This window comes from Arthrobacter sp. B0490 (genome assembly GCF_002929355.1).
In the GTDB taxonomy this organism is placed as follows: domain Bacteria; phylum Actinomycetota; class Actinomycetes; order Actinomycetales; family Micrococcaceae; genus Arthrobacter_D.
Window position 1 is genome coordinate 419749 of record NZ_PJIR01000003.1, and the last position, 11108, is coordinate 430856.

12 protein-coding genes are annotated in these 11108 nt (G+C 72.3%); 9 read left to right on the forward strand and 3 right to left on the reverse strand.

Annotation, left to right across the window (positions count from 1 at the left end; all coding sequences use genetic code 11):
* Nucleotides 1-50 precede the first annotated feature (50 nt).
* A complete protein-coding gene (locus tag CXQ97_RS07405) occupies nucleotides 51-479 on the forward strand; it encodes a hypothetical protein (RefSeq protein ID WP_104180188.1) in 429 nt (142 codons plus the stop codon).
* Nucleotides 480-497: 18 nt separating this feature from the next.
* On the opposite strand, the gene CXQ97_RS07410 is transcribed toward CXQ97_RS07405, so the two are convergent.
* Both CXQ97_RS07410 and CXQ97_RS07415 read right to left on the reverse strand, forming a co-directional pair.
* Nucleotides 498-1745: a DUF6350 family protein gene (locus CXQ97_RS07410; protein WP_104180189.1), complete on the reverse strand. Its 1248-nt coding sequence runs from the start codon at nucleotides 1743-1745 to the stop codon at nucleotides 498-500.
* A gap of 80 nt (nucleotides 1746-1825) precedes the next feature.
* Complete coding sequence (locus CXQ97_RS07415) at nucleotides 1826-2578, reverse strand: sulfite exporter TauE/SafE family protein (protein WP_104180190.1); 753 nt, start codon at nucleotides 2576-2578, stop codon at nucleotides 1826-1828.
* Nucleotides 2579-2668: 90 nt separating this feature from the next.
* On the opposite strand from CXQ97_RS07415, the gene CXQ97_RS07420 reads away from it, so the two are divergent.
* The 5 genes from CXQ97_RS07420 (at nucleotide 2669) to CXQ97_RS07440 (ending at nucleotide 8063) form a co-directional block, all read left to right on the forward strand.
* Nucleotides 2669-3304 (forward strand): DUF1684 domain-containing protein, encoded by a 636-nt coding sequence (locus CXQ97_RS07420; RefSeq protein WP_104180191.1) that lies wholly within the window; start codon nucleotides 2669-2671, stop codon nucleotides 3302-3304.
* A 94-nt stretch (nucleotides 3305-3398) separates the two neighbouring features.
* Nucleotides 3399-4187 carry a potassium channel family protein gene (locus CXQ97_RS07425; RefSeq protein WP_104180192.1) on the forward strand — a complete coding sequence of 263 codons (789 nt, stop codon included), beginning with the start codon at nucleotides 3399-3401 and terminating at the stop codon, nucleotides 4185-4187.
* A gap of 98 nt (nucleotides 4188-4285) precedes the next feature.
* Nucleotides 4286-5458 (forward strand): glycosyltransferase family 1 protein, encoded by a 1173-nt coding sequence (locus CXQ97_RS07430; RefSeq protein ID WP_104180193.1) that lies wholly within the window; start codon nucleotides 4286-4288, stop codon nucleotides 5456-5458.
* Between the two features lie 299 nt (nucleotides 5459-5757).
* Nucleotides 5758-7173: a stealth family protein gene (locus tag CXQ97_RS07435; protein ID WP_258062425.1), complete on the forward strand. Its 1416-nt coding sequence runs from the start codon at nucleotides 5758-5760 to the stop codon at nucleotides 7171-7173.
* 41 nt (nucleotides 7174-7214) lie between these two features.
* Nucleotides 7215-8063, forward strand: a complete 849-nt coding sequence (locus CXQ97_RS07440; protein ID WP_104180195.1) for an MSMEG_6728 family protein — start codon at nucleotides 7215-7217, stop codon at nucleotides 8061-8063.
* Here CXQ97_RS07440 and CXQ97_RS07445 read toward each other — a convergent pair.
* Nucleotides 8050-8970, reverse strand: a complete 921-nt coding sequence (locus tag CXQ97_RS07445; RefSeq protein ID WP_104180196.1) for a phosphodiesterase — start codon at nucleotides 8968-8970, stop codon at nucleotides 8050-8052. The two genes, CXQ97_RS07440 and CXQ97_RS07445, sit on opposite strands and share 14 nt — an antisense overlap.
* A gap of 195 nt (nucleotides 8971-9165) precedes the next feature.
* On the opposite strand from CXQ97_RS07445, the gene CXQ97_RS07450 reads away from it, so the two are divergent.
* The 3 genes from CXQ97_RS07450 to CXQ97_RS07460 are packed head-to-tail and all read left to right on the forward strand — an operon-like array spanning nucleotide 9166 to nucleotide 11086.
* A complete protein-coding gene (locus CXQ97_RS07450) occupies nucleotides 9166-9576 on the forward strand; it encodes a hypothetical protein (protein WP_104180197.1) in 411 nt (136 codons plus the stop codon).
* A 29-nt stretch (nucleotides 9577-9605) separates the two neighbouring features.
* Entirely contained in the window at nucleotides 9606-10346 is a 741-nt protein-coding gene (locus CXQ97_RS07455) for an SOS response-associated peptidase (protein ID WP_104180198.1), read from the forward strand.
* Nucleotides 10343-11086, forward strand: coding sequence for an MBL fold metallo-hydrolase (locus tag CXQ97_RS07460; RefSeq protein WP_104180199.1), 744 nt, complete (start codon nucleotides 10343-10345; stop codon nucleotides 11084-11086). The genes CXQ97_RS07455 and CXQ97_RS07460 overlap by 4 nt, the downstream gene beginning before the upstream one ends.
* The last annotated feature ends 22 nt before the right edge of the window (nucleotides 11087-11108 follow it).

An 11108-nucleotide genomic window follows, 5' to 3' on the forward strand; every position in this document is an offset into this window, starting at 1 on the left:
ACCTTAAGGTCTCCCCTCGCCTAGGGTTGAACCATGCCGATGGAGGAACGATGACGCAGCAGGGCACAGGACAGGGCGGGCCGGGACAGGCCCGGACAGGGCGGAGCGGGCCCGACGGCGACACCGCCTCGGCGCGGATGTGGCTGCGGCTGTTCCTGCTCGCCCTGCTCGGCGCGGTGCTGACGAGCAACCTGATGCTGCCCTGGAAGGTACTCGCGCTCGTGCTGTCGCTGTTCGCGCTCGGGGCCGGCGTCGTCGCGCTCATGAAGGCGATCGGCGCGAAGCTCCCCCGCCTCGTCCTGGTGGCGACGTCGCTCGGGCTCGCGGCCACCGTGTTCCTCCTCCTGGGGACGGGTGCCTCGGTGCTGCTCTGGCGCGTGACGGAGACCTACGAGGACTGCATGTCGCGCGCGCTCACCCTGCAGGCGCAGGGCCAGTGCGAGGACGGCCTGCGGAAGCTCGACGGCTTCGGCGGCTGACCCCGGACCGGCCGACGCTCAGCGGCGGCGCGGTTCGCGCTCGAGCACGGGCCCGACGGCGTGGCCGAGGACGGCTCCGACCGCCACCTCCACGGCGAGCCACAGGCCGACCGCGAGCGGATCCGGCCCGAGGTCGGTGAAGCGGCCGAGACCGAGCGAGGCCCGCGAGAGCAGGGCGACGGCCGCCCCGCCCAGCCCGGCGGCGATGCCGATGAGCAGGGCGAGCGCCAGCGTGGACGCCGTCGCCGTCAGCCAGCGACGGCGGCTGTGCAGGACGAGCCACTCGTCGAGGTGGTTCTCGCCCTCGCGGAAGAACCACCAGCCCGCGAGGAACCCCGCGAGGACGGGGATGGCCAGCGCGGCGTAGCCGTACTCGAGCGTGCCGGCGGGCAGGGCGCCGAGGATGGGCAGGGCGGGCAGGGGGCCCACGGTGCTGGCGAGCGGCGTGAGGGAGCTGCCGGTGCCGAGCGCGAAGCCGGCGCCCGTGGACCAGGCCATGGTCCAGGCCACGAGGTTGGGCAGGAACCCGAGCTGGAGCAGGGTCACCACGGACGCGCCGGCGATCCCGCCGTCGATCCGCTCGTAGATCGCGGCGATGCCCGCCCAGTTCAGCCCGATCGCCACGGCGAGCAGCACGGCCGAGAGGCACAGGGCGACCATCACCGCGAGGAAGCCCGAGCGGAGGATGGACCACGCGTAGGACCCCGCCCAGCGCGAGTGCTGGCTGGTGCGGCTCACCCACGCGGCGAAGTCGACGCCGACGAGGCGGCTCCAGGCTCCCGCCTCGCGGTAGGCGCCCGTGACGAGGCCGATCCCGGCGGACACCGGGGGGATCAGCGCCCCCGCGACCAGGGGTGCCGACGCCTCGGGTGTCGCGGACACGTACGCCACGGCCGCGCCGATCACGGCGTAGGTCAGCAGGGCTCCGAGGAGGGCCTGCCACAGCTGGTCCGTGTAGGACGCCCGGGCGAGGCGGCGGCCCGCCCGCCAGGCGAGCAGCAACGGCACGAGGACCAGTCCGAGCGGCACCACGTGGAGGAGGCCCGCGTCCAGCACGAGGGGCACGCCGTGCAGGACGAGCCACCCCTGGCCGGCCAGCCGGGCGGCGGACTCCGGCGAGCCGTCCGCGAAGCCGCCCGTGAGCCAGACGGCGGCGACCGGCAGGAGGACGAGCAGCGCCGAGAGCACGGCGGCCTGGCCGAGTTCGAACACCCCCTGCAGCCACAGGGGCATGGGAAGGGCACGGGGTTTGGTGGGGAGTTTCATCCCCTCCATGGTGCCACCGGCAGGAGCCCGGGGCGCCGAGCGACGCGGAGCGGGACCTCCCGCGGGTGCGGTGGGGCGGATCACCCGGAGAGGTCGAGCACGCCCTTGACGACGGCGAGGGCCGCACCGATGAAGGCGATCACGATGACGAACAGCCGCGCCTGGTCGTCGCGGACGAACCGCCCGAGCTTCTCGCCCGCGTAGATCCCGGCCACGATGGCCAGCCCGATCGCGATCCACATCCACGTCGCGAGGACCGGCGCCTGGGACGGGTCGAGGAGCAGTTTGACCGTCAGCGTCACGGTCCCGATGCACACGAAGAAGGGCTGCAGGGTCGCCGCGAAGGGGCGCTGCGGCCAGCGCGAGAGGACGGCGTACGCGCTCACGGCCGGGCCGCCGACCCCGGCCATCGAGTTGGTGAGGCCCGCGGTGAAGCCCGCGACGACCTTCGGTATGTTGCCGCGCACCACGACGTCGGAGCGCTGGAGCACGAGGGAGATGCTCAGGGCGACGAGCACGACGGCGCCGACCGTGACCGACAGCGGCGCCGACGGGACGGCGACGGCGAGGAAGGAGCCGGGGACGGAGCCGAGCAGCGAGGGCAGCACGAGCCAGCGGAACATGCTCCAGTCGATGTCCTTCCACACCCGGCCCACGATGATGGCCGAGGACACCACGCCGCAGAGGTTGACGAGGAGCACGCCGGCGTGGGGTCCGAGGATGATCACGAGGAACGGGGCGATCAGCAGGGCGAAGCCGAGGCCGGCGATGCGCTGCGCGACGGCCCCCACGAGGATGGAGGCCAGCACGATGCAGAAGATGCCGAGGGTCACCCCGCTACAGTACGCCGGGGCAACCAGTCGCTCCCGCCCCGCCCTCCGGCCTGAGGGGCGGACGACGCCTCCCGGCGGTAGCCTGACACCATGACGGCCCTCACCACCGCCCTGGCCACGGCCGACTGGCGCCGCCGCGTCTTCGGCCTCTACGACGACGTCCGCGGGCTCGCGGCGTCGGAGTCGCCCGAAGCCGCGCACGGCCTGTGGCGGCGGGGCCGCGACGAGCTGTTCCGCACCCACCCGGCGTCCGCCCTCGCCGACTCCGCGAAGGCTTCCTTCCCCGGGCTCGCCGTCGCCCCCTACGATCCGGCGTTCCGCTTCGAGGCCCTCCTCGACGACGACGGCGCGGGCGAGGAGATGGACGTCGCGACCGGGACCGACGGCGTCGTGCCGTTCCGGCGCCTCGGCACACTCCTGCTGCCCGGGCTCGGGAGCCTTGCGCTGTGGAAGCTCGCCTCCTACGGCGGCGGCCTGTTCCTGCCCCTGCGCGACGGCACGGCGGGGACGCCGGGCGGCACCTACGGGGGCGGACGCTACGTCCTCGACACCGTCAAGGGCGCGCACCTCGGCGAGGGACGGGCCCCCGGGAGCCTCGTGGTGGACCTCAACTTCGCGTACAACCCGTCCTGCGCCTACGACGAGCACTGGGCGTGCCCCCTGCCCGGTCCCGGCAACCGGCTCCCGGCCGGCGTCCCCGTCGGCGAGCTCTACCGCGAGTACTGAACCGGAGGCGTCGTCACTGCGCCGACACGGAATAGTACGTAGGCTGAGGAATCCCGGCGCGCGCCGGGCCCGGAGCCCAACGAGGAGTGCGGACGTGCCGACGCAGCAGACGAAGCAGGCGCAGTGGCGCCGCCGCTCCGAGATCCCCCTCATCCTCGCCGCCGTGCTCTACCTCGCGGCGTACTCGATCCAGGTCACGGGTGACCCGGATCCGGCCACGGCCAGGCTCCTCGAGGGCGTCATCTGGTGCGTGTGGGCCCTCTTCCTCGCCGACTACCTCGTGAGCCTCCTGCTCGCGCCGTCGCGGGGGCGGTGGTTCGTCCGGCACCTGCACGAACTCGTGATCCTGCTCCTGCCCATGCTGCGCCCGCTCCGCCTGCTCCGGCTGATCCCCCTGCTGCGCGTCCTCAACCGGACCGGGGGCGACGCGCTGCGCGGGCATATCGTCCTCTACGTCATCTCGGCCATGGCGGTGCTCGGGTACGCGGGGGCGCTCGCCGTGCTCGACGTCGAACAGGACGTCCCGGGCGCCAACATCCTCTCGCTCCCCGACGCGCTCTGGTGGGCGCTGACCACCGTCACGTCCGTCGGTTACGGCGACTACTACCCCGTGACCGGAGCCGGGCGGCTCGTGGCGGCGGGGCTGATGCTCGGCGGCATCGGCGTGCTCAGCGCGGTCACGGCGGCCTTCGCCTCGTGGCTCGTGGAGAACGTGGCGACGGCGCGCGCGGCCGGCGAGGAGGCGGCCGAGGCGCAGGACACGGAGTCGGACGCCCGGGTGCAGGACCAGCTGAGGACGGTGAGCCTGCAGATCGACACCCTGACGCGGCAGCTCGCCCACGGCTCCCACAGCGGGCAGGGCGAGCGCTCCGGCCGGGAGTAGCCCCGGCCCCGGCACGTCGGGGCCGAGTTCGCCGGACGTTCACCCCTCCTCCATCCCGCGGTGGCCCCTCCTCCGCCTCGGCGGCCGAGGGTTGGACCGTGAGGATCGCCGTTGTCGCAGAATCATTCCTGCCCCACATGAACGGGGTCACCCACTCGCTGCTGAAGGTGCTCGCCCACCTGCGCAGCCGCGGGGACGAGGTGCTGGTGATCGCGCCGTCGTCGTCCTGGCTCGACGACGAGGCGCCCGCCTTCGTGGAGGGGTATCCCGTCCATTCCCTTCCCTCCGTGCCCCTCTCGGGCTACGCCAACGTGCGGCTGGCCGCCGGGACCGTGACCCGCGTGCGCCGCATCCTCGCCGAGTTCGGGCCCGACGTCGTCCACATCGCCTCGCCGTTCGTGCTCGGCTGGCGCGCCGTCCAGGCGTGCGCCCAGCTCGGCGTCCCGACGGTCTCCGTCTACCAGACGGAGGTCCCCGCGTACGCCGCGCACTACGGGTTCCCGTGGCTCGAGTCCTTCCTGTGGCAGCGCGTCGAGAACATCCACGACGCCTCGAGCCTCACCCTCGTGCCGTCCACCTTCGCCCTGGAGCAGCTGCGGTCCCACGGCGTGCAGCGGCTCAACCTGTGGCGGCGGGGCGTGGACACCGAACGGTTCTCCCCCACGCGGTACGACGCCGGCTGGCGGTCCACCGTCGCGGCGCCCGGGGAGCGCATCATCGGCTACGTGGGGCGCCTGGCGGCGGAGAAGCAGGTCGCGGACCTCGCGGTGCTCGACGCGATGCCGGGCACCCGGCTCGTGATCGTCGGTTCGGGACCGCAGAAGGAGAGCCTGCGCGCCCGGCTGCCGCGCGCGCACTTCGCGGGCTTCCAGACCGGCCTGGACCTCGCCCGCATGGTCGCGACGTTCGACGTCTTCGTGCATCCCGGCGAGTCCGAGACGTTCTGCCAGACCATCCAGGAGGCGATGGCGTCCGGGGTGCCCGTCGTCGCGGTGGGCAGGGGCGGGCCGCTGGATCTGGTGGACTCCTCCCGCACGGGGTGGATCTACGAACCCGGCGACCTGCAGGGGCTGCGCGCGGCCGTCGCCGACCTCACCGGCGACGACGCGAAGCGCCGTGCGTTCGGCCGGGCAGCCCACGCCTCGGTGCAGGGCCGGACCTGGCCCGTCCTGTGCGAGCAGCTCGTCACCTACTACGGGAAGGCCATCGCCGTCCAGGCGAGGCGGGCGGAGGTGGCCTCCGGCGTGCGGCGCGCCCCCCTGGAATCCTGAATCCCGCACCTCGAAGTCTGGACCGTGCCGTCCCGAGGCGGTATTGTGCCCACTCGCATCGGCGGCACCCCGTCAGGCCCTATCATGGGGAACGACCACACCCGCCTTTGGAGGTTCCGATTACAGACACGGCTGCGCAACACGACATCTATTTCGGTGCTCCGGAGCCGGAGAACGAAGCCGAGATCCTCGAGTCGGCGTCGCGCGCAGCGGTGGCCCGGTTCGAGGGCCGCTCGGACATCACCACCGTCAAACGGCGCTTCACCCTCATCAACCAGGACCGCACCCCCCACCAGGCCATGGTCGAGGACCTGCTGTTCATCCGCCGCGCACTCGACGACGCCGGCATCGGGTTCCTGCTGGTCCGCGGCAACGACGAGCGGCCCGTCATCGCCGTGGATCTCGTGGACCGCGAACGGCTCCGTGCCGCGCTGGTCGCCGCGTGCCGTGACGAACCGTTCTACTCGCGGACCGTGGACACCAAGCGTCGCACCACGCTCCTGGTGAGCGACGGCGAGCTCTCGAAGACCCGGAAGGCACGGATCTTCCGCCTGTTCCGCCCGCGCATCGAACCGCTCGGCGGCCTCGCCTTCGGTCCCTCCGCGGGCGTGCAGATCGAGCTCTGGGCGCTCGGGGAGACGGACATCGAGCTGCCCGTCGAGAACTCCCTGACCCGCCGCACCCTGCCCGCCGCCGAAGTGGTGCGCGGCGAGGTGGATCGCCACGGCCTCACCTGGCCCACCATCGACAACATGTTCGCCGATCACGCCACCGACATCGACTTCGACATCGACCTCGTCTTCTCCTGGGTGGACGGCAGCAGCCCCGCCTTCCAGGCGGCACGTGCGGCCCGGATGAAGGGTGTCGTGGTGGGCGAGGGGGACGACCACGAGGCCCGCTTCCGCCAGATCGACGAGCTGAAGTACGCGCTCCGTTCCGTCTACATGTTCGCGCCCTGGGTCCGCCGCATCTTCATCGCCACGGACTCCGACCGGCCGGCCTGGCTCGCCGAGCACCCGTCCGTGACACTCGTGCGCTCGGAGGAGCACTTCAAGGACCCGTCCGTCCTCCCGACCCACAACTCGCAGGCCGTCGAGGCGCAGCTGCAGCACATCCCGGGCCTGTCCGAGTACTTCCTCTACTCCAACGACGACATGTTCTTCGGGCACCCCGTGGCGCCGGACATGTTCTTCTCCCCCGGCGGGGTCACCAAGTTCATCGAGGCGGACACGCGTATCGGGCTCGGCGAGAACGACGCCGAGCGCAGCGGCTTCGAGAACGCCGCGCGCGTCAACCGGCGGCTGCTGCACGAGCGGTTCGGACGGATCACGACCCGGCACCTCGAGCACACCGCAGCTCCCCTGCGGAAGAGCGTCCTGCTCGAGATGGAGGAGGAGTTCGCCGCGGAGTTCCAGGCGACGGCGGCGTCGCGCTTCCGCGCCAAGGACAACATCTCCGTCACCAACTCGCTGTACCACTACTACGCCCTGCTGACCGGCCGGGCCGTCACGCAGGAGATGGCCCGCGTGAAGTACGTGGACACGACGATGCGCTCGGGGCTGAAGAGCCTGAACAAGATGCTGGACAAGCGCAGCCAGGACTTCTTCTGCCTCAACGACGGCAGCTTCCCCGAGGTCCCGGCGGACGAGCGGGCGTACCTGGTGACGGACTTCCTCGAGAAATACTTCCCGGTCAAGGCTCCCTGGGAGGTCTAGGCCTCCCGCCGGGTGGCGGGGCCGCGTGCGAGACTGGCGCGATGCAGACCTTCCTGCCCTACCCCGATTTCGCGGCGAGCGCCCGGGTGCTGGACCAGGCGAGGCTCGGCAAGCAGCGCGTCGAGACCCTGCAGGCCCTGCGCGCCCTCGTGATCCCCGACTACGGCTGGCGGCAGCACCCGGCCATCCGCATGTGGATGGGCCATGTCCCGGCCCTGACCGTCTACGGCCTGGCCATGGTGTCGGAGTGGGTCGCGCGTGGCCACGCCGACTCGACGCATCGGCAGATCCTGGAGTTCGCCCCGCACGTCCTCGACGACCCGGACGTGCCCATGCCGCCCTGGCTGGGAGACCCCGCGTTCCACGTGAGCCACCAGTCCAACCTGATCCAGAAGGCGCCGGAGATCTACCGGAGCCGCTTCCCCGGCATCCCCGAGGACCTGCCCTACTGCTGGCCCCGGCCCGAGGAGGAGCGCGTCCCCACGGAACCGGAGGGTCGGCGCCTGTGGGTCTGGCGGGCCGCGTTCCATCCTCCCGAGGGCGACGCGACACTGCTCATGCCGCCCGAGCCGCCGGGCGGGAGGGCCGCGCCGAAGTGGGAGCGGCAGCTGCAGGTGTTCGAGGAGGCAGTGGAGGACGGCGACGCCGTGGCCATCGCCGATCCCGACGGTGAGCACTTCCGGACCGGCCGCGTGGGTCCGGTACTCATGCACGAGGACGGGCTGCTGCGCCCGGCGCGCCTGGACGGCTGGCTGCGCCGCTCGGACTTCGATCCGCCCGCCCTGCTGCAGGACCCACGGACGCTCTTCGGTGTGGGACTGCCGGACGCCCTCGAGGCGGGAGCGGAGGGCGTGGAGCCGGCCCCGGGGCCGGGCGTCAGGCCGAGGTGAGCTGCCGGGCCCGGCGCCGGTCGGGGATGGAGACGCCCGCGGCCTCGAGCCGGCGTCGGGCGTCCTCGCGCGGGACGACCTCGCCCACGGAGGTGTGGCGTCCGGCCGGCACCACCGAGTGGACGATCGTCTCCTCGTAGACGTGCACGAGGTTGTAGGACTGCGCGCCGTCGCGTCCGCGGCTGCCGCCGCCATCGAACAGGAGGTCCTGCGTGTAGCAGGTGGCGCTCGCCACCGAGACCGGCACTCCGGCGAACACCGCCGTCGTCGAGTAGTGCAGGTGCCCGGCGAGGATCGCGCGGACGTCCGAACCGCGGACGACGTCGGCGAGGGCGCGCTGGTCGCGCAGCTCCACGAGGACGGCGAGGTCCTGCACGCTGGGAACGGGCGGATGGTGCAGGGCGAGGATGGTCCCGTGGGGCGCCGGGACCACGAGCTCGTCCGCGAGCCACCGGAGCTGCCCGGAAGTGAACTCGCCGTGGTGGTGGCCCGGGACCGTGGAGTCCAGGGTGATGATCCTCAGCCCGTCGACGAAGTGGACGGCGTCCACGGGAGCGTCCGGGCGGGCGGGCACCGGTTCGTCGAGCAGGCCCGCCCTGAACGCGGCGCGGTCGTCGTGGTTGCCCATCGCCCAGATGACCCGGGCCCCCAGCCGCGTGGCGGCCGGATCCACGATGGCCCGGAGCTTCGCGTACGCGCCGGGCTCCCCCTTGTCGGCGAGGTCCCCCGTGAAGACGATGGCCTGCGGCCGCGCACCCGAGGCCTCGAGGTCGTCGAACACCTCCCGGAGCCGTTCCTCGCTGTCCACCGCCCCGTACAGGGGGCCGTCGCCGTCGATCAGGTGGGTGTCGCTCATGTGCAGGAGGAAGTGCTGGGGCCGAGGGTGCTCTGCCGTCCGGGTGACCATGGAACCTACTTTTGGTGGCTGGTGGGTCTTCACTCGCTTCCGACCATCAAAGCAGAGACCCCTGGAGACTTCATGAACACCCTGCGGCACGGCGTGGAACTTTGCGGAAACACGCGCACCGAGCGAGGACTGGCGGGGTGGGATCACGCGTCGTAGGCTCAGGCGAAGGATCTTCCGCCAGCGAAAGGCACCACCATGGGTTTCCGCCTCAGCCACATCCCCCTCCGGCTCGCGACAGGGGCGTTCATCCTCAACTCCGGCCTCGGCAAGACCGGCCTCGACGAGGGCTCGGCGGGTTACCTGCAGGCCATGGCGTCCCGGGCCTTCCCGCAGGTCGCCCAGCTCGAGGCCCAGCAGTTCGGCAAGGCCCTCGCGGCCTGCGAGATCGCCCTGGGCTCGGCGCTCCTGGCACCCTTCGTCCCGAGCAGGGTGGCCGGCCTCGGGCTCCTGGCCTTCTCGGCGGGCATGATCACCATGTACCTGCGCACGCCGGAGCTCACGATGGAGGACGGGATCCGTCCCACGCAGGACGGCGTCGCCCTCGCGAAGGACAGCTGGATGGTGGGGATCGCCCTGTCCCTGCTCCTCGACCGCAGGAAGAAGTAGCGCCGGCGGCGCCACGGGAGGTCGGGCGGATGTGCGGGCGGTTCGTCATCGCGGGCAACAAGGCCGACCTCATCGACGCCTTCGAGGTGGACGAGTCGGTCGAGGACGAGGTGCGGCCCTCGTGGAACGTGGCGCCGACCGACACCGTGCAGCTCGTCGTCGAACGGCTCGACCCGGAGACCGGGGAACTGACCCGGCGGTTGGAGCGGGCGCGCTGGGGGCTGATCCCGTCCTGGGCGAAGTCCTCCTCCGTGGGTGCCCGCATGATCAACGCCCGCAGCGAGACCGTCCTCGAGAAGCTGTCCTTCCGGGCGGCAGCGCTCAAGCGCCGCGCGATCGTGCCCGCCGACGGGTACTACGAGTGGCGGAAGAACGCCGACGGGTCGAAGACGCCGATCTACCTGCACGGCCCCGACGGCGCGCACCTCGGCTTCGCCGGCCTGTACGAGTTCTGGCGCGATCCCGCGACGGCGTCCGGTGAGCACCCGAAGGGATCGTGGGTGGTCAGCTGCACCATCATCACGCGGCCGGCGAGCGACGCCCTCGGCGAGATCCACGACCGTACCCCGGTGATCGTGCCGCCGGGCCTGCGCGGCGACTGGCTCGATCCGCGGAACGACTCGCGGCCGGCCGTCCAGGAGCTCCTCGACGCCATCCCCGACCCGGAGCTGGTCCCCCGGCTCGTTGGGGACCGCGTGGGATCGGTCCGCAACAACGGCCCGGACCTGATCGAACCCCTGCCCGACGCGACGAACGAAGGAGACGCATGATCAGGACCGACATCGCCCCGGGGATCCACTTCCTCGAGCACGCCCGGACGAACGTCTACCTCGTGGAGGACGACGACGCCGTGCTCCTGGTCGACACGGGCCTCCCCCGCTCCACGGCCCTGCTGCTCGAGGCGCTCGCCCGGATCGGCCGATCCGTGCAGGACATCCGCGCCGTCGTCCTGACGCACGGCCACTTCGACCACGTGGGCACCGCCGAGCATCTGCGCTCGCGATACGGCATCCCCGTGTACTGCCACCCCGACGACGCCTTCATCGCCGCGCACCCCTACAGCTACGAGCGGGAACGCTCCCCCTTCCTCTACCCGCTGCGGTACCCGCGTGCCATCCCGGGCCTGCTCCACATGGCCGCCGCCGGCGCGGTCACCGTCAAGGGCCTGGAGGGCACCCTGCCGCTGACCCCCGAGGCCGCCGCAGCGCTGCCCGGCGCGCCCCTGCTCGTCCCCACACCCGGCCACACCAAGGGCCACTGCGGCCTGCACTTCCCGGGCCGTGACGCGGTGATCAGCGGCGACGCCCTCGTCACGCGCGACCCCTACACGGGTCGTCCGGGCCCGCAGGTCGTGGCCCGGGCCGCCACCGCCGACTTCGCGACGGCCCTGCGCTCGCTTGAGGCGCTGAGGTCCACCTCCGCCGGCGTCGTCCTTCCGGGCCACGGCTTCCCGTGGCTGGCCGGCGTCGATTCGGCCGTGGCGCACGCCGTCGAGGTCGGTGGCCACTAGCACCTGCGCCGCAGCGGGGCCC